The following is a 20,175-nucleotide window of genomic DNA, read 5'->3' as shown; positions in this document are numbered from 1 at the left end:
ATCCCTAGCGCAGGAAGAGCTTCCGCAGGCGCAGGGTCGTCAGCAGCAGGCCCACCACGATCATGACGAGGAAATAGCTGAGGTGGAGGACCGTCGCCGGGGTGAAGGAGGCGACGCTGATCTGCCGCAGCAACTCCACCCCGTGCCACAGGGGCAACGCCTGGATGAACCACTGGATGCCCTGCGGGTAGACGCTGAGCGGGTAGAAGGTCGCCGAGAACAGGAACATCGGCAGCATCACGAAGTTGATCCACTCCATCTGCTGGAAGGTCTTCATGAAGCTCGTGATCCCCATCCCGAAGGACGCGAACCCGAACGCGATCACCACCGACGCCGGGATCATGAGCAGCGCCACCGGCGATGAGACGAGCCCCATGAGCGCCATCACGGCCGTGAAGCCGGTCGCGTACAGCGCCCCGCGCAGGAGGGCGAGGAAGATCTCGCCGATCGCGACGTCCAGCGGCCCGAGCGAGGTGTAGAGCATCCCCTGGTACAGCTTGGCGAAGTTCATCTTGAAGAAGACGTTCCACGTGCTGTCGTAGACGGCCCCGTTCATGGCCGAGACCGCCAGCAGGGCCGGCGCGATGTAGGCCGCGTAACTGATCGGTCGACCGTCGGGGCCTTCGACCGTCCCCACCAGGGCGCCGAGGCCCACCCCCATGGAGACCAGGTAGAGCACCGGCTCGAAGAAACCGGACACCATGATGAGCCAGTTGCTGCTGCGGGTCGCCAGCAGCCCGCGGGCGATGACGGCCTTCGCGTTCCGCGAGTACAACGCGGCCAGGGGTCGCGTCGAGCCCTTCAGCGCGTAGTCCTGCGCGGTGAGCTGGGCGCTCATCGGCCGAGCCTCCTCGCGTAGACGGCGCGCGCCAGGCGCAGGCCCACGACGGCGAGGACCACCAGGTACAGCACGTGGACCGCGGTGAGCCAGAGCGGGATCTCGTACCCGTAGGTGAGGCTCCGGCCCAGTTCGGTCCCGTGCCACAGCGGCGAGATCCACCCGATCCACTGCAGGAAGACCGGCAGGGTGTCGAGCGGGAAGAACGTTCCGGAGAAGAGGAACAGCGGGGTCACGAGAAAGCGCATGACGAGCGCGAACTGGCCCTTGTCCTCCTCGACGCTGGCCGAGTAGGCCATCAGGGGGAGGCCGAACGCCAGGCCGCTCAGGACGGCGACCGGTATGACGGCCGCTCCCGTGGCGGACGGCGACGCGCCGAAGGCGGCGACGATGAGGAAGTAGATGATGGTGGTCGCGGTCAGGCGGGCCGTGATCGCGAGGACGTGCCCGTGAACGATCTGATCGGTGCCGAGCGGCGAGGCGTGCGGGCCGTAGTACACCCGCCGCCACTTGAAGCCGTCCATGACGGGGTAGGTGAACTCCGTGGCGGCCGTCATGATGGTCGCGGACGCCAGCAGGGCCGGCGCGAGGAAGGCGAGGTAGCCGACGCCGCCGAAGGCGTCGGCGGAGTTCCGGTCCACGAGCGTGGCCAGGCCCACGCCCATCGCGAAGAGGTACATGACCGGGGTGCCGACGCTGGATGCGAGCAGCGTCCAGCGGTAGCCCTGCATGGAGCGCAGCACATGCTCGGCGTAGTACCAGGATCCGAACGACCGTGCGCGGCGCGCCGAGACTTCCGGCGCGTGGGCGTGGAGGCGGTACGGCGGGCCCGTGGGGGCGTCCCGGACGGCGGGCTCCCGCTCACTCAACGAGGCTCCTCCCGGTCAGGCGCAGGAACACGTCCTCGAGCGAGGAGCGCCGCACGAGGGACGTGATGGGCCTCAGCCCCCGGGAGCTGACCTCCTCCAGGGCGGCCTCGCCGTCCTGCGCATAGATGAGCACACGGTCCGGCAGCGGCTCGAGGCGTTCCCCGATGCCCTGCAGTTCGCTCGCCACCGTGGTGTTGCGCTCCGACCCGAAGCGCAGTTCGAGCACCTCGCGGGTGGAGTGTTCCCGGATGAGCTGCGCGGGCGAGCCCTCGGCCATGATCCGGCCCTTGTCCACGACCACGAGCCTGTCGCAGAGCTGCTCCGCCTCGTCCATGTAGTGCGTGGTGAGGATCAGGGTCACGCCGGATTCCTTGAGCCGGAACAGCCTGTCCCAGAGGATGTGCCGCGCCTGCGGGTCGAGGCCCGTGGTGGGTTCGTCCAGCAGGAGGATCTTCGGCTCGTTGATGAGCGAGCGCGCGATGGTCAGGCGCCGCTTCATGCCGCCCGACAGCGCATCGACCTTCGCCCCGGCCTTGTCGGTGAGCTGGGCGAACTCCAGCAGTTCGTCGGCCTTCGGCCTGAGGTAGCTCAGCGGGAGCCCGAAGTAGCGGCCGTAGACGATGAGGTTGTCGCGGACCTTGAGTTCCTCGTCGAGGTTGTCCTGCTGCGGCACGACCCCAAGGTGGGCGCGCACCTCCGGCCCGTGGTCCTCGGGATCGAGCCCCATGATCGTGAGCCGCCCCGAGGTCCGCTGCGAGACACCGCCGATCATGCGCATGGTGGTCGACTTCCCCGCACCGTTCGGGCCGAGCAGTCCGAAGGACTCCCCGGCCGGGACGTCGAAGGAGATGCCGTCGACCGCCCGGAACTCGCCGTAGTGCTTGCTGAGCTGCTGCGCGGAGATGACCGGTGGTCCGGCGGGGTGGGTGAGCACCCGCCCAGCCTAAGCGAGAACCCCCACCTCGGAAGGCGGCGGGGGCCCGCGTGTCTACTCCTGCGCGGCCCGGCGCTCGGCGGCCTCGACGACGTTCGTCAGCAGCATCGCCCGGGTCATCGGCCCCACTCCCCCGGGGTTCGGCGAGAGCCAGCCGGCCACGGACGCCGCTGCGGGGTGGACGTCGCCGGTGAGCCTCGTCGTGCCGGTCTCCGGGTCCTCGACGCGGCTCACGCCGACGTCGAGGATGATCGCCCCGGGCTTGAGCTGGTCCGCCGTGATCATGTGCGGGATGCCGGCGGCCGCCACGACGACGTCCGCGCGACCGAGGTGGTCGGCGAGGTCCACGGTGCCGGTGTGGGCCAGGGTGACCGTCGCATTGATCTGCTTGCGCGTCAGGAGCAGCCCGAGCGGCCTGCCCACGGTGACACCGCGTCCCACGACCAGCACGTCCAGGCCCCTGAGGGCGACGTCGTGCCGGAGGAGGAGTTCGACGATCCCCGCCGGGGTGCACGGCAGGGGCGAATCCATCTCGGCGTTCACGTTGAGGACGAGCCGGCCGAGGTTCATCGGGTGCAGGCCGTCCGCGTCCTTCGCCGGGTCGATGCGCTCGAGGATCGCGTTGGTGTCGATGTGCGCGGGCAACGGGAGCTGCACGATGTAGCCGGTGGTGGCGTCGTCGTCATTGAGCTCGTCGAGGACCGCCTCCAGCTCCGCCTGGGTGACCGTGGCCGGGAGGTCGCGGCGCACCGAGGTGATGCCCACCTGCGCGCAGTCGCGGTGCTTGCCCGCCACGTAGGAGTGACTGCCGGGGTCGTCCCCGACGAGGACCGTGCCGAGGCCCGGGGTCACACCGCGCTCCCGGAGGGCGGCCACCCGCTCGGCGAGTTCCTCCCTGATCCGGGCGGCGGTCGCCTTGCCGTCAAGAATGCTGGATGTCGTCGTCATGCGGATCGTCCTTCTCGGGAGGTCGGTCGAGTTGCTCGAGCAGGAACGCCTTGCCCCGGTCGCAGCACCCGGTGAAGCAGCATTCCTGGGTGGGGATGTCGTAGAACGTCGACGCCGCGGCCTCGGAGGTGAGGGCGCCGGCCGGGAGCGCGTCTACCACTCCTCCTGGCCCGGGTACAGCGGGAAGTCGGCGGCGAGCGCGGACACGCGGGCACGCAGGGCCGCGACGTCGGGCGAGGGCTTGAGTGCCGCGGCGATGATCTCGCCCACCTCGGTGAACTCAGTGGCGCCGAATCCGCGGGTCGCGAGCGCGGGCGTGCCGATCCGGAGGCCGGAGGTGACCATGGGCGGACGGGGATCGAACGGCACGGCGTTGCGGTTGACGGTGATCCCGACCGAGTGCAGCACGTCCTCGGCCTGCTGGCCGTCGAGCGACGAGTTCCGCAGGTCCACGAGGACGAGGTGCACGTCGGTGCCGCCCGTGAGGACGGACACGCCGTGCTCGGCGACGTCCGACGCCGTGAGGCGCTCGGCGATGAGGCGTGCGCCCTCGAGGACGCGTTCCTGCCGCTCCCGGAACTCGGCGGAACCGGCGATCTTGAAGGCCGTGGCCTTGCCCGCGATGACGTGCATGAGCGGGCCGCCCTGCTGGCCGGGGAAGACGTTCGAGTTGAGCTTCTTGGCCCATTCCTGCTTGGCGAGGATCACGCCGGAGCGCGGGCCCGCGAGGGTCTTGTGGACCGTCGAGGTGACGACGTCGGAGTGCGGGACCGGGCTGGGGTGGACTCCCGCGGCGACGAGGCCGGCGAAGTGCGCCATGTCGGTCCAGAGCAGGGCGCCGACCTCGTCCGCGATGGCGCGGAACGCGGCGAAGTCGAGCTGGCGGGGGTAGGCCGACCAGCCGGCGATGATGACCTGCGGCCGGGCGGCGAGCGCCTGCTCGCGGACGCGCTCCATGTCGAGGCGGTGGGTGTCCTCCTCGACGCCGTACGCCGCGACCTCGTAGAGCTTGCCCGAGAAGTTGAGTTTCATGCCGTGCGTGAGGTGGCCGCCGTGCGCGAGGGAGAGCCCCATGATCTTGTCGTCGGGCTTGATCATGGCCGAGAGCGCCGCCGCGTTGGCCTGCGCGCCGGAGTGCGGCTGGACGTTCGCGAACTCGGCGCCGAAGAGCGCCTTGACCCGCTCGATCGCGAGGTTCTCGGCGACGTCGACGTGCTCGCAGCCGCCGTAGTACCGGCGCCCCGGGTAGCCCTCGGCGTACTTGTTGGTGAGCACGCTGCCCTGGGCCTCGAGGACGGCGCGCGGCGCGAAGTTCTCCGAGGCGATCATCTCGAGGGTGTCCCGCTGCCGCGCGAGCTCGTCCCTGAGGACGGCGGCGATCTCCGGGTCCACCTCGGACAGGGGTGCGTTGGTGACGGAGTCGGCGTGGGAGGGAGCCATGGGCGAAGTGGTCATCGGTCGATCCTTCTCTGGGTCTCGCAAGGGGTCAGCGTGAGTCGCGGGCGGGGGTCGGAACCGCAGTCCGTGCCCCGGCCGCTCGTAGAACGTGACCCGCGGCCCAGGCGTGCGATCCGTGGTCTGCACCGGAAGCGCGGGCGCCCTCTCGAGGGATCCCGGCCTCCCGCCGCTTCCTGGTGGTTGCCCACCCTACGCCAGTCGCGACGCTCCCATGCTAGCCGGAATACGACGACGACGGGGCAGGTTCCGCATCAGTGGAGCGGTGGCCGACGCGCGGCCCCGCAGCGGGAAGGTCGTCACCATGCACGGTCCGGCACGGGAAGCGGACGGAACGGAACGACGCGTGCGCGTCGTCGTGATCGGCGCAGGCCAGGCGGGACTGAGCAGCGCCTATCATCTGGCGCGCCGGGGCCTCCGGCCGCACCGGGACTTCGTGGTCCTGGACGCCAACCCCGCACCCGGCGGCGCCTGGCTCCACCGCTGGCCAGCCCTCACCTTCGACGCCGCCCACGCCCTCCACGACCTCCCGGGCCTGCGGCTCGGGACGCCGGACCCGGAGGAGCCCGCCTCCCAAGTGGTCAACCGGTACTACGGCGACTACGAGCGGGCCTTCGCCCTGCCCGTGCTCCGGCCGGTCCGGGTGGTCGGCGTGGAGGCGTCCGACGACGACGGCCCCCTGCGTGTCGCCACCCCGGACGGCACCTGGGTCGCCGACGTCGTCATCAGTGCCACCGGCACCTGGGACCGCCCCTACTGGCCCGCCTACCGTGGCCGCGACGTGTTCGGGGGGCGTCAGCTGCATACGCACGACTACCGTTCTGCCGACGAGTTCGTGGGCTGGCGCGTCCTCGTGGTGGGCGGCGGGACCTCGGCGGTGCAGTTCGTCCTCCAGCTCCACGCGGCCGGCGCCACCCCCGTCTGGTCCACCCGCCGGCCGCCGTCGTTCACCCGCCGCCCGTTCGACGCCGAATGGGGCCGGGAGGTCGAGGCCGCCGTCGACGCCCGGACGAGCGCGGGCCTGCCGCCGGCCAGTGTGGTGTCGGCGACCGGCCTGCCGCTCACGGCCGACTACCGGGCCGGCATCGACGCCGGGATCCTCGTGTCGCGCGGGCCGCTGGCCGAGCTGCGTGAACGGTCCGCGGTGTTCGCGGACGGCACCGAGGAGCACGTCGACGCCGTGCTCTGGGCGACCGGCTTCCGGGCGGCCCTGGACCACCTCGCGCCGCTGCGCCTGCGCGAGCGCGGCGGCGGCATCATCACGGACGGGGTGCACGTGGTGAAGGAGCCACGGCTCCTGCTCGTGGGCTACGGCGCCTCGGCGTCGACGCTGGGCGCCTCGCGGGCGGGGCGGGCGGCCGCGACGGCAGCAACCGCCCGGCTCCGCGGGATCGCGTCACAATCCGGACCCGCCGGTAATCTGGCGTAGGTGACCTCCCCCGACGCCTCGCGCTCCTTCTCCCTGACGCTGTCCTGCCCCGACCGGCCCGGGATCGTCCACGGCGTGTCGGGCGCCCTGGTCGGCGTGGGCGCCAACATCACCGAATCGCAGCAGTACGGCAGCCCCGACACGGGCACCTTCTTCATGCGCGTGGCGCTCGACACCGCCGCGTCGGAGGAGGACCTCCGTTCCGCCCTCGAGCCCGTGGCCGGGCAATTCGGCATGGACTGGTCGCTGACACCGTCCGTGCGCCGCACGCGGACGCTCATCATGGTGTCCAAGGCCGCGCACTGCCTCAACGACCTCCTGTTCCAGCACCGCTCCGGCACGCTCGCCATCGACATCCCGGTGATCGTGTCCAACCATCGCGACCTCGAGGAACTCGCCGCGTTCTACGGCATCGAGTTCCACCACATCCCCGTCACACCCGAGACGAAGGACGATGCCGAGGACAGGCTGCGCGCGCTGATGGAGGAGCGCGGGATCGAGCTCGTGGTCCTCGCGCGTTACATGCAGATCCTCAGCGACCGGCTCTGCGCGGACCTGCTCGGCCGCGCCATCAACATCCACCACTCGTTCCTGCCCTCCTTCAAGGGTGCCCGCCCGTACCACCAGGCCCACGCGCGAGGCGTGAAGCTGATCGGCGCGACCGCCCACTACGTCACCGGGGCCCTCGACGAGGGACCGATCATCGAGCAGGAGGTCATCCGCGTGGATCATGCACGCACCGCCGAGCAGCTGACGTCGATCGGCCGGGAGCTGGAAGGACGCGCGCTGGTGCAGGCGGTCCAGTGGCACGCGGAGCGGCGCGTCCTGCTCGACGGTCGCCGCACGATCGTCTTCAACTGACGCCGCTCCCCGCGCCTGCAGGGGTACGTCGCCTAGGCTGACGCCATGGCCCATCTCATCCCCTTCCGCGGCAGGACCCCCGTCATCGGCGATTCGGCCTTCATCGCGCCGACCGCTTCCCTCATCGGAGAAGTGACGCTCGGCGCGTTCGCCGGCGTCTTCTACGGGGCCAGCGTCCGTGCGGACACGGCCGCGATCTCGATCGGCGCGGGGACCAACCTGCAGGACAACGTGGTGGTCCATGCCGACCCGGGGTACCCGGCCACGATCGGCGAGCGGGTCAGCGTCGGGCACGGAGCCGTGGTGCACGGATGCACCATCGAGGACGACTGCCTGATCGGGATGAGCGCCACGGTCATGAACGGCGCCGTGATCGGCACCGGATCCCTCGTCGCCGCCGGCGCCGTCGTGCTCGAGGGCACCGTCGTCCCGCCGCGATCGCTCGTCGCCGGCGTCCCGGCCAAGGTGCGCCGGACGCTGGACGACGACGAGGTCGAGGCCGTGCGGGCCAACGCCCGCCACTACAAGACTCTCGCACAGGAGCATCGCCAAGCGTTCACTTCTTGACGACAAGGAGCGGGTGCGGCACCCTTGGAACCATGCCCGCAGAATCCCTCTCGCAGACGAGGACGAGCCCGAGCGGCCCGCCTCCGAAACCGGGATCGCAGTCCGCCCTGCGCGAGCGGAACCAGCAGCGCATCGTTGCGGCGCTCATGAGCGGCGGGCCCCGGACCCAGGCGGAACTCGCCCGGCAGACCGGCCTCTCGACGGCGACGGTCTCCAACATCGTGAAGTCCATGGCCACGACCGGGATCGTGAGCACGGTCCCCACCACCAGTTCGGGCCGACGGGCCCTGTCCGTCGTCCTCAACGACACCGGACGGGTCGCGGCGGGCATCGATATCGGCCGCCGGCACCTCCGCGTGGTCCTCGCCAGCCCCAACTACCGCGTCCTGCAGGAGGCCGCCGTCCCCCTCCCGCTCGGCCACAGCGCCCATGACGGGCTGACCGCCGCGTCGGACCTCCTGGACACCCTGCTCGAGAACGGGGGCATCTCCCGGAGCGCACTCCTCGGCGCCGGCGTCGGCATCCCGGGCCCGATCGACCGGCGCAGCGGGACGGTGGTGCAGGGAGCCATCCTTCCCGAATGGGTGGGCATCACCATCCATGAGACGTTCAGCGAACGTCTGGGTGTTCCCGTCTTCATCGACAACGACGCCAATCTGGGCGCCCTCGCGCAGGTGACCTGGGGCCCGCACAGTGCGGTTGACCATCTGCTGTTCATCAAGGTGGGCTCCGGCATCGGCTCGGGGCTCGTCCTGAACGGAGCGCTGTATTACGGCCACGTGGGGATCACCGGAGAGCTGGGGCACACCACCATCAACGAACACGGCCTCATCTGCCGGTGCGGCAATCGGGGCTGCCTCGAGACCGTCGCCTCGACCTCCACCATGATCGAACTGCTCGGTCGTGGGGGCAGCGGACCGGTGGACACGCGGCGCATCATCGACCGCGCCCTCACCGGTGACACCGCGACCCTCCGCGTGATCGACGACGCCGGCGTCGCCATCGGCCGGGCGCTCGCCCACATGGCGAACCTGATCAACCCCGAGACCATCGTGGTCGGCGGTCCGCTCACCGACCTCGGGGACATCCTCCTCGGGCCCATCCGGCGCGGACTGGCCCGTCATGCCGTGCCCGTCATCGGAGAGACGACGACCGTCTGCATGTCCTCGCTCGGCGACCGCGCGGAGGCACTCGGAGGGGCCGCCGTCGTCCTCGCCCAGTCGGGACTCTCGCCCTCCTGGGTGAACATGACGTAGATATTTCGCCTGTTTTCCGGGACCTTTGTGTTCAACAGTTGACGGCAAGCGTTCGGCCATGTTCAATAATTTTCGGGTCGTGATCGGACCTGCATCACGACAACGCCGTCACTGCGGGAGAATCAATGAAGAACCACATCATCCTCGAGATGCGCTCCATCACGAAGGAGTTCCCGGGCGTCAAGGCTCTCGCGGACGTCTCGATCGAGGTCCGCGCCGGCGAGATCCACGCCATCTGCGGTGAGAACGGCGCCGGGAAATCGACCCTCATGAAGGTCCTCTCGGGCCTCTACCCGTACGGCGACTACTCGGGCGACATCATCTTCCAGGGCGAGGAAGTCCGGTTCAAGGACATCCGGTCCAGCGAGGCCGCGGGGATCGTCATCATCCACCAGGAACTCGCCCTGATCCCGGAACTCTCCATCGCCGAGAACATCTTCCTGGGCAACGAGCCCACACGGTTCGGCGTCATCGACTGGGAGCACATCAACCGGTCCACCTTGGAACTCATGGCCCGCGTCGGTCTCAGTGAGGATCCCACCACCAAGATCAAGGACATCGGCGTCGGCAAGCAGCAGCTCGTCGAGATCGCCAAGGCGCTCAGCAAGTCCGTCAAGCTGCTCATCCTCGACGAGCCCACCGCCGCCCTGAACGAGTCCGATTCGCAGCACCTCCTGGACCTGATGGCCGGCCTGCGGGCCAAGGGCATCAGTTGCATCATGATCTCCCACAAGCTCAACGAGATCGAGCAGATCGCCGATTCGATCACCATCATCCGTGACGGGAAGTCCATCGAGACCCTGCACGTCAAGGAGGACGGCGTGGACGAGGACCGCATCATCCGCGGGATGGTGGGCCGCTCGCTCGAATCACGCTTCCCCGACCACACCCCGACGATCGGCGAGACGTTCTTCGAGGTCCGCAACTGGACCGTCGGACACCCCATGGTGGCCGACCGGCTGGTGTGCAAGAACTCGAGCTTCAAGGTGCGGCGTGGCGAGATCGTCGGTTTCGCCGGCCTCATGGGTGCCGGGCGTACGGAACTGGCACGCTCGGTCTTCGGCCGCTCCTACGGCACCTTCAAATCGGGCCAGATCATCATGGACGGCAAGGAGATCACGCTGCGCTCGGTACCGCAGGCGATCAGGGCCGGCCTCGCCTATGTGACCGAGGACCGCAAATCCCTCGGCCTGAACCTCCTCGACGACATCAAGAGCACCACCGTCTCGGCGAACCTCAGGAAGATCACCCGCGGTCTCGTGGTCGATGACGACGAGGAATACCGCATCGCGGAGGAATACCGGAAGTCACTGCGCACCAAGACCCCGAGCGTGAACGAGGGTGTCGCGAAGCTCTCGGGCGGCAACCAGCAGAAGGTCGTCCTCGCGAAGTGGATGTTCACGGACCCCGAACTGCTGATCCTCGACGAGCCCACGCGCGGCATCGACGTAGGTGCCAAGTACGAGATCTACGGCATCATCCAGAAGCTCGCCGACCAGGGAAAGGGCGTCATCGTCATTTCCTCGGAGCTTCCCGAGCTACTGGGTCTCTCGGACCGCATCTACACCATCTTCGAGGGCGCCATCACCGGAGAAGTTGCCCGCGAGGACGCAAGCCAGGAATCCCTGATGAAACTCATGACCGCCAGCAGAAAATCTGCCTGACCGAAGCCCCTAGGACGCACCATGAATTCCCTCAAGCAAATGTTCGGCGGCAACACCCGGCAGTTCGGGATGATCTTCGCCCTCATCGCCCTGATCCTCTTCTTCCAGTGGCAGACCGGCGGCAATACCCTCACCCCGACCAACGTCATCAACCTGTTCAACGGCAACGCGTACATCCTGATCCTCGCCATCGGGATGGTGCTCGTCATCATCGCCGGACACATCGACCTCTCGGTCGGTTCCGTCGCCGCCTTCTCAGGCGTCGTCGTCGCCATCGTTATTCGCGACTGGGGCATCCCCTGGTACCTCGGCATCGTCGTCGGACTGCTGCTCGGAGCGCTGATCGGTGCGTGGCAGGGTTTCTGGGTGGCCTACGTCGGGATCCCGGCCTTCATCGTGACCCTCGCCGGCATGCTCCTGTTCCGTGGGGCGAACCAGTACGTGGGTGAGTCGAACACCATCCCCGTTCCCAAGGAGTTCCAGTTCATCGGAGCGGGCTACCTCCCCGAGGTGGGCCCCGTGACCGGGTACAACAACCTCACCGTGCTCCTGGGGCTGCTCGCGGTGGCCTTCTTCATCTATCAGGAGTTCACGAGTCGCCGGAAGGCGGCGCAGATCGGCTCCCAGCAGCCGCCGCTGTGGGTCTCCGTGGCCAAACTCGTCCTCCTCTCGGCCGCGATCCTCTATGTGACGTCGCTGTTCGCCACCGGCCGCCCGGGGACGTCGTTCCCGATCCCGGGGCTGATCCTCGCCGCACTCGTCATCGCCTTCGCGTTCATCTCGAACAAGACCATCCTCGGCCGTCACGTCTACGCGGTCGGTGGCAACCGGCACGCGGCTGAACTGTCCGGTGTGCAGAGCAAGCGGGTCAACTTCATGGTGATGATGAACATGTCCATCCTCGCCTCGCTCGCCGGCATGATCTTCGTCGGCCGCTCCACGGCATCGGGCCCGTTCGACGGCGTCGGCTGGGAACTGGACGCCATCGCCGCGGTCTTCATCGGAGGCGCCGCCGTGACCGGCGGAGTCGGTACCGTTATCGGCTCCGTCATCGGCGGCCTGGTGATGGCCGTGCTGAACAACGGTCTCCAGCTCATGGGCATCGGCGCGGACATGACCCAGATCATCAAGGGCCTCGTGCTGCTGATCGCCGTGGCGTTCGATGTCTACAACAAGAGCCAGGGCAAGCCATCCATCACCGGTCTCCTGACCCGCAACTTCGGCAGCCGCTCGAAGCCTGACCCGAACCAGTACGGTTCGAGCCAGACCGAGCAGCCTGTCGGTACTAAGGAAAAGATCTCACACGACGTCTGATCCGCCCGTCCCACCAGATACACCCGACGAAAGAGAATGCAATGCGTAATTTCGCGAAGTCCCTTGCAGCCCTGACTGCAATCTCAGCACTGGCGCTGACGTCCTGCGGCCGTGAGGAAGCCGGCACGGATACCGGCACCGACGCCGGTACCGCGTCCGGCAGCACCTGCGAAGGCTTCGAGGACGGCGCTGCCATCGGTGTCGCCCTCCCCCAGAAGACCTCGGAGAACTGGGTCCTGGCCGAGCAGCTGTTCAACGAAGGACTCACGGACGCCGGCTACGAGCCCTCCGTGCAGTTCGCGAACGGCGGCGTGTCGGAGCAGCAGGCGCAGATCAACGCCATGATCACCAACGGTGTCGAGGTCCTCGTCGTGGGCGCCATCGACGGTGCCCAGCTGGGTAACCAGCTGCAGCAGGCAAAGGATGCCGGCATCACCGTCCTCGCCTACGACCGCCTCCTGACCAACACGGAGAACGTGGACTACTACGTGGCGTACGACAACTTCCAGGTCGGCGAACTCCAGGGCCAGGCCCTCCTCGACGGACTCGCCGAGCGCAAGGGTGAGGCACCGTACAACATCGAGCTGTTCGCCGGCTCGCCCGACGATGCGAACGCCCAGGTCTTCTTCGACGGAGCCATGAGCGTGCTGCAGCCCAAGATCGACGACGGCACCCTGAACGTCGTCTCGGGCCAGACGACCTTCGACCAGGCCGTCACCCAGGGGTGGAAGGCCGAGAACGCCCAGAAGCGCATGGATACGCTCCTCAGCGGCAACTACGCCTCGGAGGACCTCGATGGCGTGCTGTCCCCCAACGACACGCTCGCCCGTGCGATCCTCACCTCGGTCTCGGCCGCCGGCAAGGATGCCCCCGTCGTCACGGGGCAGGACTCCGAGGTGGAGTCCGTCAAGTCGATCGTGGCCGGCGAGCAGTACTCGACCATCAACAAGGACACCCGCGACCTGGTGGAGCACACCATCACCATGGTCGAGGGCCTGGGCGCTTGCGAAGAGATCGAGGTCAACGACGCGGAGTCCTACGACAACGGCGTGAAGGTCGTTCCTGCCTACCTCCTCGAGCCGCAGATCGTCACCGAGGAGAACGCGGCCGAGGCCTATGCCGACGATCCCACGCTGTCCGCGATCACCAACCCGTAAGACCGCCTGCCGGTCCCTGCGAGTTCCGACGAAGCGCCCCGGCTCCGGCCGGGGCGCTTCGTCGTTCGGGCGCGGGGATGGACGCGGCTCCGGCCAGCGGCAAGGATGGGTCCATGAACCCACAGCACCGCATCGATGTCCCCCCCTGCGCGGAAGCAGGCGCCCCCAGCCCGGTCGTCGCCACCGGCAGAGCCCTCAAGTGGGGCGTGATCGCCACCGGCGGGATCGCGTCCAAGGTCACGCAGGACATCGCCCTGCTCGAGGACGCCGTGCTCCACGCGGTCAGCTCACGGAGCGTGGACAGTGCAGCCGCCTTCGCGGATCGCTTCGGATTCGCCACCAGTTACGGCAACGACGGCGGCGTGGCCGGCTATCAGCGGCTCGTGGACGATCCCGAGGTCGACGTCGTCTACATCACCACCCCGCACGGCCAGCACTACGACGTCGCCCGCGCCGCCCTCACGGCGGGCAAGCACGCTCTGTGCGAGAAGCCCTTCACCATCAACGCCGCGGAGGCGGAGGACCTCGCCGCGATCGCCGCCGAGCGTGGGCTGTTCCTCATGGAAGCGGTCTGGACACGCTTCCTGCCCAGCGTGAACCGGGCCTGGGAGATCATCCATTCCGGCGAACTGGGCGAGATCCGATGGGTGCAGGCGGATCTCGGCTTTACCGCCCCTGAGGACCCGACGAGCAGGCTCTGGGACCCGGCGGCCGGCGGAGGCGCTCTGCTGGACCTCACGGTCTATCCCCTCACCTGGGCGCTGGGGTCCCTCGGCTTCCCAGATTCCGTCTCCGCTGTCGGCACGCTGAACAGCGACGGCGTCGACCTGCAGAACGCCGTGACCTTGGGTTACGGGAACGGTGCGTACGCCCAGTTGTCGTCGTCGTTCATCGCCTCCTGCCCCGGCCGGGCGACAGTATGCGGGTCGAAGGGCTGGCTGAGGACCGGTGGCGGGAACCTCCACAATCCGCAGGAACTGGAAATCAGGGTCGGGCAGGCGGAGGCCCGTGTGGAGCACTTCGAGCAGGTGGGCGGCGGCTATACGTACGAACTGCGGGAGGTGACCCGCTGCATCCAGGAGGGACTCACGGAGAGCCCCACGATGCCGATCGGCGACACCATCAGGACGATGCGCCTGCTCGACGGCGTCCGCGCCCAGATCGGTCTCCGTTACGCGAACGACGCCGCCCAGGCCTCCACCTGAGGTTCGGACCTTGCGGAAATCCTCGACCTCGTGAGGATCTCCTGCGGCCGGTCCACGCACGAAGAAGCCGGTGTTCCGCTCACGCGGCACACCGGCTTCTTCGTGCCTGCCTCCCGCTGAATCAGCCGAGAACGGCGTTGGCGATGAACAGCAGCGGGATCGAACCCGCCCATACCGCGGTCGTGATGCCCGACCAGCCCTTGAGGGCTGCGACCCCGTCGAGACCGGCGAAGCGGGTCACGACCCAGAAGTAGGAGTCGTTGAAGTAGCTGAACACCATGGAACCGGCCGTGCAGGCCAGTGCCGCGACGATCGGATCGATGCCGAGCGAACCCACCAGCGGCGCCGTCACCGATGCGGCGGTGATCATCGCGACAGTGCCGGAGCCCTGGGCGATGCGGACCAGGGTGGCGATGAGGAACGGCACCAGGAACGCCGGCAATGGTGTACCGGCGATGGCCTCGGCGAGGGCATCGCCCACCCCCGAGCTACGCAGCACCTGACCGAGCGCTCCGCCCGCACCGGTGATGAGGAGGATCAGGCCGGCGGACGCCGCAGCCTCGGCGAACCAGCCCTGCACCGTCGTTCGCGGCGTCCAGCGCGGCAGCAGGATGTAGACGGCGAGGATGACGCCGATGATCAGTGCGACAACGGGGTTGCCGATGAACGCCAACGGTACGGCCCAGGACGACGGGGTGTATTCCCCGGTGCCGACGACACCCTGGTTGTTCTGGTCGATCGCTCCACTGACCGTGTTGAGGATGATCAGGAGCAGCGGGACCAGCAGCGGCAGCGACGCAGCGAAGGCGCCGACCCGGTGCGGCTTGGCGCCCGCAGGCGGTGTGCCCAGGGTGGTGTTGTCGACGTCCATCGACGGAGCAGCGTCATCAGCGCCGACGGCGCCGTCGTGATCCGCAACGGCTGTTCCGCCGCGACGTCCGGCTGTCGTGTGAGCCGTACCGTAGACGGCCTCACGCACGGTGGTGTTCATGGAGGGCTCCAGCTTCGGCCCCATCCACTTGGCATAGAAGACCACGACGGGCAGCAACAGGACGGTGAAGATGAGACCGGCGAGGATCAACGCGCCGAGGTCGGCGCCGAGGATGCCGGCGACGGCCAGCGGGCCGGGCGTCGGTGGCACCAGGTGGTGGGTCAGCGTCATGCCGCAACCGAGCGCCAGCGCGAGGGTGATGTACCCGGCGCGCTTGACCCGGGCGATCGAACGGGCCAGAGGATTCATGATGACGTACCCGGAATCGCAGAACACCGGGATGGATACCAGTGCGCCCACACTACCCATTGCCCAGGGCTCACGGCCCTTGCCGAAGAGCTTGAGGAAAGCAATCGCCAGCGAATTCGCGGCCCCGGAAACCTCCAGGATCTTGCCGATGCCGACACCCAGGCCGATTACGATGCCGATCGATGCCAGGGTGTTGCCGAAGCCGGTCGTGATCGCCGTGACGATGTCGAGCGGCGCCTGGCCGGCAACGATGCCGGTCACCAGGGCGGCGATCAGGAGTGCTACGAACGCATCGAGTCGGGTCCTCAGCACCAGCACGATGATGGTGGCGATACCCAGGACGAGCGCCAAAAGAAGTTGTATGTCCACGTACTGCTCCTCGGTCACTGAGCAGGCCTCGTTGCCATCTCAGGTGGTCGCACTGGGCTGGTCGGTCCTTTGACGGGCACTGTGCTGCATGTCACACTAGCACTTGACATATGACATCTGACAAGTGTTTTGTGATGGACACCCAGTGATGAAAGCGCGGACCAGTGATACTCGAAGAGGAGTTGCTCAGGGCCTACCCGGCCGTCCGGGCCAATGACCCGGCGGTGATCGCCGCAGCCGTCGCGGCCTCCGGCCGGATCCTGGTCGTCCTCGACGACGACCCGACCGGCACCCAGTCCGTCGCCGACCTGCCGGTCCTCACGTCCTGGCAGCCGAGCGACTTCGCGTGGGCCTTCGCCCAGCGCATCGACGGTGCGCCGGCACCGGCGGTCTATGTCCTCACCAACACCCGCAGCCTCGACCCGGAGACCGCGGCGTCGCGCAACCGGGAGATCGTCACCAACTCCCTCGAGGCCGCGACGGCTGCGGGAACCACCATCGGGTTCGTCAGCCGCAGCGACTCGACCCTCCGGGGCCACTTCCCGCTCGAGACGGACGTCATAGGCGCGACCGTGCTGTCGCTCGCGGGCGTCGCGATCGACGGCGTCGTCATGGTTCCGGCCTTTCCCGACGCCGGCCGCATCACCATCGGCGGCACCCACTACCTGCGTGCCGACGGCGGCGCCGTCACCCCGGTCGCCGACACGGAATTCGCCCGGGACGCCACCTTCGGATTCACGTCGTCGGACCTGGGCGACTACGTGGCCGAGAAGACCGGCGGTTCGTCCGACGCCGTCATCCGTGTCGACCTCTCGATCATCCGCTCCGGTGCACAGGGCATCGCCGACGCACTGGCGCCGGCGGCCGATGCCGTCCCGATCGTGGTCGACGCCGTCACCGAGGACGACCTCCGGGCTCTGGCACTGGGCCTCGAGGAATCCGAACGTCGCGGCAAGAAGCTGCTCTACCGGGTCGGCCCACCGTTCGTCCGGGCCCGCATCGGCCAGAGCGAGCGTGCGCCGCTCACGGCCGACGAGGTCTTCGCAGACCTCGACGCACCCAGCTCGGGTGGACTGATCGTCGTGGGCTCCCACGTGGGACTGACCACCCGCCAACTGGATGCCCTCGTGGCGCGGCGACCCGAGGCGCGGCTCGTCGAGCTCGACGTCGAAGCCGTCCTCGACCCCGAACGGCGGGGCACCGGGGTGGCCGACGCCGTGCGGGACGTCGTCCTCGGCCTTCCCGCCGGCGAGGTCGTCCTGCACACCAGCCGCCGCCTGATCCGGTCCGACGATCCGGAGCAGAGCCTCGAGTTCGCCCGCACCATCTCCCAGGCAGTGGTCGATGTCGTCCGCTCGACCATCGCCACGGCACCCGTCCGCTTCGTCATCGCCAAGGGCGGCATCACCTCGTCCGATGTCGCCGCCCACGGGCTCTCCATCCGCCACGCCGTGGTGCGTGGCCCGATGCTCCCGGGCATCGTCTCCCTCTGGCAGCCGGCTGACGGGCCGGCGCGTTCCGTCCCGTTCGTGGTCTTCGCCGGCAACGTGGGCACCGATGAATCCCTGGCCGACGTCGTGGACCTGCTCCGCTCCCCCGCCCCGGGTTCCAGCACACCGACAGGAGCATCCCATGACATCCGACCCTGAGCAGAGCACCGTCGCCGTCCTGGGTCTCGGCGCCATGGGCCTGCCGATGGCGACCCGGTTGAGCGGCGCGTTCACGGTGACCGGGTACGACCCGACACCGGCCTCCCGGGAGAAGGCCGCGCAGGCCGGAATCATCTGTAGCGCGACGGCCGCCGACGCCGTCGTCGCTACGAGGATCGTGCTGCTCGCCGTCCGCGACGCAGCCCAGGTGGAGGGTGTCCTGTTCGGCGAGGACGGAATTGCCCCTACCCTCGCGCCGGGCGCCGTCGTCCTGATGACCAGCACCGTGGGGATGGACGCCGTCGCCTCCTGGGTTGAGCGACTCGATGCTCTGGGCGTGGCGCTGGTCGACGCACCGCTGTCCGGCGGCCCGGTGCGGGCCGGAGACGGTGACCTGCTGATCGTCGTGGGAGCCCACCCGGCGGCCCTGGACCTCGCCCGCCCCGTGCTCGAGCGGCTCGCCTCTACACTGACCGTCGTGGGCAGCAGGGCCGGCGACGGCCAGGCCATGAAGACGGTGAACCAGCTGCTGTGCGGCGTGCACATCGCCGCGGCGGCGGAGGCCCTCGCCCTCGCCGATGCGCTCGGGCTGGACCAGCAGCTGACGCTCGCAGCGCTGGAGACGGGGGCGGCGGCGTCGTTCATGCTCTCCAATCGCGGGCCGCGCATGGTGCAGGGGTACGACGGCGACGCCGACGTGCTGAGCCGGCTGGACATCTTCGTCAAGGACCTCGGCATCGTCGGGAAGGCGGCCCGGACGGCAGGACTCGCCGCGCCGGTCGCTGCGGCAGCCGAGCAGCTGTTCCTCCTGGGCCGGACGCAGGGCCTGAGCCTCGCCGACGACTCGTCCGTGATCAGGGTGATCGCCCCCGAACGACGCATGGTCGAGGGGGACACCGATGGCACGCAAACCCCTCGCTGAATCGGTGTTCGACGACATCCTCGAACAGATCATCGATGGCACGTACCCGCCCGGGGCGGCGCTTCCCCCGGAGAACGATCTGGCGGTCTCGCTGGACGTCAGCCGGCTGACGGTGCGCGAGGCGCTCAAGCAGCTTCAGGCGCAGCACGTGGTGGAGATCAGGCGAGGCCTCGGGACATACGTCAATCCGGCCGCACAGTGGACCGACCTGCAGGCCATCCTCCGGTACGCGTCGACCACTGCCGATTCCCCCGACATCTCGCTGCGCCTGCTGGAGATCCGGCGGATGGTGGAGACCGGCGCCACCGAACTCGCGGCTCTGCATGCCACTGACGACGACCTGGAGCGGATGGAGGCGGCCAATACCGATCTGCAGGTGGCCCACGCCGCAGACGACCTCGACGCTGTCACTGCTGCGGACATGGCATTCCATGACGCAATCTTCAGGGCCTCGGCCAACCCGTTCCTGCCGGTGATCCTCGGGCCGCTCAGCCAGCTGTTGTACGCGATGCGGCGGGAGACGTCGTCGTTCCGCGAGGTGCAGCAGCATGCCATCGCGCATCACACGCTCATCCTGGAGGCGATTCGTACGCGGGACCCGGAGGTGGCGGGCAAGGCGATGCAGGCCCACATCAACCAGACGTACGACGACTACGAGCACTTCATCCACCGAGAACAACACCACCAGGAGATCACATGAACTTTCCGGCAGAACGTACGGCAGTCCTCACGGGTGCAGCGTCGGCCCGCGGCATCGGCCGCGCCACGGCCGACCGGCTGGCCCGCGACGGCTGGTCCATCGCGATCCTGGACATCGACGGCGCCGCAGCCGAAGAGGCCGCAGCGGACATCGCGCAGCGCCACGGTGTGCAGACAATCGGCGTCGCGGCCGACGTCTCCGACGAGGCGTCGGTCGACGCGGCGCTGACCGCCGTCGAATCCTCGGTGCCGCCGATCGTCGCGCTGGTGAACCTCGCCGGGATCAGCTCCCCCACCGAGTTCATGCAGGAGACGAAGGCAGCGTGGGACCGGGTGTTCGCCGTCAACATGACCGGCACGTTCCTGGTCACGCAGCGCACCCTGCACGGGATGATCGACCGCAAGCTCGGCCGCGTGGTCAGCATCTCCTCCATCTCCGCGCAGCGCGGCGGCGGCACGTACTCCAAGGTGGCCTACAGCGCGTCCAAGGCCGGCATCATCGGCTTCACCCGAGCCCTGGCACGCGAGATGGGCGAGCACGGCATCACCGTGAACGCCGTCGCTCCCGGTCCGGTGGATACCGACATCATGGGCGGCACCCTCACCGAGGAACGCAAGCAGGACATGTCCAAGGACATCCTCATGGGCCGGGTGGGTACCGTGGACGACATTGCCGCCCTGATCTGCTTCCTGGTGGGCCCCGACGCCGGGTACATCACCGCCGCCACCTACGACATCAACGGGGGCCTGCAGATCTCCTAGTCTCCGCCGACGAAGGGCCGGGCCCGCAGCACATGCT

The 20,175-nt window shown here is 68.6% G+C and carries 19 protein-coding genes; 12 read left to right on the top strand and 7 right to left on the bottom strand.

Features of this window, described 5'->3' with window-relative positions; translation table 11 throughout:
- Positions 1–4 precede the first annotated feature (4 nt).
- The 6 genes from ACX80F_RS03960 to glyA are packed head-to-tail and all read right to left on the bottom strand — an operon-like array spanning position 5 to position 5,044.
- Entirely contained in the window at positions 5–838 is an 834-nt protein-coding gene (locus tag ACX80F_RS03960; RefSeq protein ID WP_459335092.1) for an ABC transporter permease, read from the bottom strand.
- Positions 835–1,707 carry an ABC transporter permease gene (locus ACX80F_RS03955; RefSeq protein ID WP_459335091.1) on the bottom strand — a complete coding sequence of 291 codons (873 nt, stop codon included), beginning with the start codon at positions 1,705–1,707 and terminating at the stop codon, positions 835–837. Before ACX80F_RS03955 ends, ACX80F_RS03960 begins: the two co-directional genes overlap by 4 nt.
- Positions 1,700–2,641 (bottom strand): ABC transporter ATP-binding protein, encoded by a 942-nt coding sequence (locus ACX80F_RS03950; RefSeq protein ID WP_459335090.1) that lies wholly within the window; start codon positions 2,639–2,641, stop codon positions 1,700–1,702. The genes ACX80F_RS03955 and ACX80F_RS03950 overlap by 8 nt, the downstream gene beginning before the upstream one ends.
- A 54-nt stretch (positions 2,642–2,695) precedes the next feature.
- Positions 2,696–3,589 (bottom strand): bifunctional methylenetetrahydrofolate dehydrogenase/methenyltetrahydrofolate cyclohydrolase, encoded by an 894-nt coding sequence (locus tag ACX80F_RS03945; protein WP_459335089.1) that lies wholly within the window; start codon positions 3,587–3,589, stop codon positions 2,696–2,698.
- Positions 3,564–3,749 carry a hypothetical protein gene (locus ACX80F_RS03940; protein WP_459335088.1) on the bottom strand — a complete coding sequence of 62 codons (186 nt, stop codon included), beginning with the start codon at positions 3,747–3,749 and terminating at the stop codon, positions 3,564–3,566. The genes ACX80F_RS03945 and ACX80F_RS03940 overlap by 26 nt, the downstream gene beginning before the upstream one ends.
- The gene (gene glyA, locus ACX80F_RS03935) at positions 3,743–5,044 is read right to left on the bottom strand and encodes a serine hydroxymethyltransferase (protein WP_459335087.1); all 1,302 of its coding nucleotides are present in this window, start codon (positions 5,042–5,044) and stop codon (positions 3,743–3,745) included. Before glyA ends, ACX80F_RS03940 begins: the two co-directional genes overlap by 7 nt.
- Positions 5,045–5,348: 304 nt before the next feature.
- On the opposite strand from glyA, the gene ACX80F_RS03930 reads away from it, so the two are divergent.
- The 8 genes from ACX80F_RS03930 to ACX80F_RS03895 all read left to right on the top strand — a co-directional run bounded on the left by ACX80F_RS03930 (position 5,349) and on the right by ACX80F_RS03895 (position 14,497).
- Positions 5,349–6,473 carry an FAD-dependent oxidoreductase gene (locus ACX80F_RS03930; protein WP_459335086.1) on the top strand — a complete coding sequence of 375 codons (1,125 nt, stop codon included), beginning with the start codon at positions 5,349–5,351 and terminating at the stop codon, positions 6,471–6,473.
- Complete coding sequence (gene purU, locus ACX80F_RS03925) at positions 6,474–7,334, top strand: formyltetrahydrofolate deformylase (RefSeq protein WP_459335085.1); 861 nt, start codon at positions 6,474–6,476, stop codon at positions 7,332–7,334.
- A gap of 45 nt (positions 7,335–7,379) precedes the next feature.
- Positions 7,380–7,901 carry a gamma carbonic anhydrase family protein gene (locus tag ACX80F_RS03920; protein WP_459335084.1) on the top strand — a complete coding sequence of 174 codons (522 nt, stop codon included), beginning with the start codon at positions 7,380–7,382 and terminating at the stop codon, positions 7,899–7,901.
- Positions 7,902–7,933: 32 nt separating this feature from the next.
- Positions 7,934–9,157, top strand: coding sequence for an ROK family transcriptional regulator (locus tag ACX80F_RS03915; RefSeq protein WP_459335083.1), 1,224 nt, complete (start codon positions 7,934–7,936; stop codon positions 9,155–9,157).
- A 125-nt stretch (positions 9,158–9,282) separates the two neighbouring features.
- Positions 9,283–10,821 carry a multiple monosaccharide ABC transporter ATP-binding protein gene (mmsA, locus tag ACX80F_RS03910; RefSeq protein WP_459335082.1) on the top strand — a complete coding sequence of 513 codons (1,539 nt, stop codon included), beginning with the start codon at positions 9,283–9,285 and terminating at the stop codon, positions 10,819–10,821.
- A 21-nt stretch (positions 10,822–10,842) separates the two neighbouring features.
- Positions 10,843–12,135: a multiple monosaccharide ABC transporter permease gene (mmsB, locus tag ACX80F_RS03905; protein ID WP_459335081.1), complete on the top strand. Its 1,293-nt coding sequence runs from the start codon at positions 10,843–10,845 to the stop codon at positions 12,133–12,135.
- Positions 12,136–12,176: 41 nt separating this feature from the next.
- Positions 12,177–13,292, top strand: coding sequence for a substrate-binding domain-containing protein (locus ACX80F_RS03900; RefSeq protein WP_459335080.1), 1,116 nt, complete (start codon positions 12,177–12,179; stop codon positions 13,290–13,292).
- A 113-nt stretch (positions 13,293–13,405) separates the two neighbouring features.
- Positions 13,406–14,497, top strand: coding sequence for a Gfo/Idh/MocA family protein (locus tag ACX80F_RS03895; RefSeq protein ID WP_459335079.1), 1,092 nt, complete (start codon positions 13,406–13,408; stop codon positions 14,495–14,497).
- 121 nt (positions 14,498–14,618) lie between these two features.
- On the opposite strand, the gene ACX80F_RS03890 is transcribed toward ACX80F_RS03895, so the two are convergent.
- Positions 14,619–16,124, bottom strand: coding sequence for a GntP family permease (locus ACX80F_RS03890; RefSeq protein ID WP_459335078.1), 1,506 nt, complete (start codon positions 16,122–16,124; stop codon positions 14,619–14,621).
- A gap of 146 nt (positions 16,125–16,270) precedes the next feature.
- Between ACX80F_RS03890 and ACX80F_RS03885 the strand changes: the two genes are divergently transcribed.
- From ACX80F_RS03885 to ACX80F_RS03870, 4 genes are read left to right on the top strand one after another with little or no spacing between them, the layout of a single operon-like run.
- Entirely contained in the window at positions 16,271–17,755 is a 1,485-nt protein-coding gene (locus ACX80F_RS03885) for a four-carbon acid sugar kinase family protein (RefSeq protein WP_459335077.1), read from the top strand.
- A complete protein-coding gene (locus ACX80F_RS03880) occupies positions 17,739–18,677 on the top strand; it encodes an NAD(P)-dependent oxidoreductase (RefSeq protein ID WP_459335076.1) in 939 nt (312 codons plus the stop codon). Before ACX80F_RS03885 ends, ACX80F_RS03880 begins: the two co-directional genes overlap by 17 nt.
- Complete coding sequence (locus ACX80F_RS03875) at positions 18,655–19,377, top strand: FadR/GntR family transcriptional regulator (RefSeq protein WP_459335075.1); 723 nt, start codon at positions 18,655–18,657, stop codon at positions 19,375–19,377. The genes ACX80F_RS03880 and ACX80F_RS03875 overlap by 23 nt, the downstream gene beginning before the upstream one ends.
- Positions 19,374–20,138, top strand: coding sequence for an SDR family NAD(P)-dependent oxidoreductase (locus ACX80F_RS03870; protein ID WP_459335074.1), 765 nt, complete (start codon positions 19,374–19,376; stop codon positions 20,136–20,138). Before ACX80F_RS03875 ends, ACX80F_RS03870 begins: the two co-directional genes overlap by 4 nt.
- The last annotated feature ends 37 nt before the right edge of the window (positions 20,139–20,175 follow it).

It is taken from the genome of Arthrobacter sp. TMS2-4 (genome assembly GCF_054511075.1).
The sequence above is the reverse complement of the archived record's forward strand: the minus strand, read 5'-3'. Positions and strand labels throughout refer to the sequence as shown.

What these genes read in the sequence shown, in the direction of transcription:
- ACX80F_RS03960 (WP_459335092.1), bottom strand. Translation starts at nt 838, where the DNA reads ATGAGCGCCCAGCTCACCGCGCAGGACTACGCGCTGAAGGGCTCGACG.
- ACX80F_RS03945 (WP_459335089.1), bottom strand. Translation starts at nt 3,589, where the DNA reads ATGACGACGACATCCAGCATTCTTGACGGCAAGGCGACCGCCGCCCGG.
- glyA (WP_459335087.1), bottom strand. Translation starts at nt 5,044, where the DNA reads ATGACCACTTCGCCCATGGCTCCCTCCCACGCCGACTCCGTCACCAAC.
- ACX80F_RS03930 (WP_459335086.1), top strand. Translation starts at nt 5,349, where the DNA reads ATGCACGGTCCGGCACGGGAAGCGGACGGAACGGAACGACGCGTGCGC.
- ACX80F_RS03920 (WP_459335084.1), top strand. Translation starts at nt 7,380, where the DNA reads ATGGCCCATCTCATCCCCTTCCGCGGCAGGACCCCCGTCATCGGCGAT.
- ACX80F_RS03915 (WP_459335083.1), top strand. Translation starts at nt 7,934, where the DNA reads ATGCCCGCAGAATCCCTCTCGCAGACGAGGACGAGCCCGAGCGGCCCG.
- mmsA (WP_459335082.1), top strand. Translation starts at nt 9,283, where the DNA reads ATGAAGAACCACATCATCCTCGAGATGCGCTCCATCACGAAGGAGTTC.
- mmsB (WP_459335081.1), top strand. Translation starts at nt 10,843, where the DNA reads ATGAATTCCCTCAAGCAAATGTTCGGCGGCAACACCCGGCAGTTCGGG.
- ACX80F_RS03900 (WP_459335080.1), top strand. Translation starts at nt 12,177, where the DNA reads ATGCGTAATTTCGCGAAGTCCCTTGCAGCCCTGACTGCAATCTCAGCA.
- ACX80F_RS03895 (WP_459335079.1), top strand. Translation starts at nt 13,406, where the DNA reads ATGAACCCACAGCACCGCATCGATGTCCCCCCCTGCGCGGAAGCAGGC.
- ACX80F_RS03880 (WP_459335076.1), top strand. Translation starts at nt 17,739, where the DNA reads ATGACATCCGACCCTGAGCAGAGCACCGTCGCCGTCCTGGGTCTCGGC.
- ACX80F_RS03875 (WP_459335075.1), top strand. Translation starts at nt 18,655, where the DNA reads ATGGCACGCAAACCCCTCGCTGAATCGGTGTTCGACGACATCCTCGAA.
- ACX80F_RS03870 (WP_459335074.1), top strand. Translation starts at nt 19,374, where the DNA reads ATGAACTTTCCGGCAGAACGTACGGCAGTCCTCACGGGTGCAGCGTCG.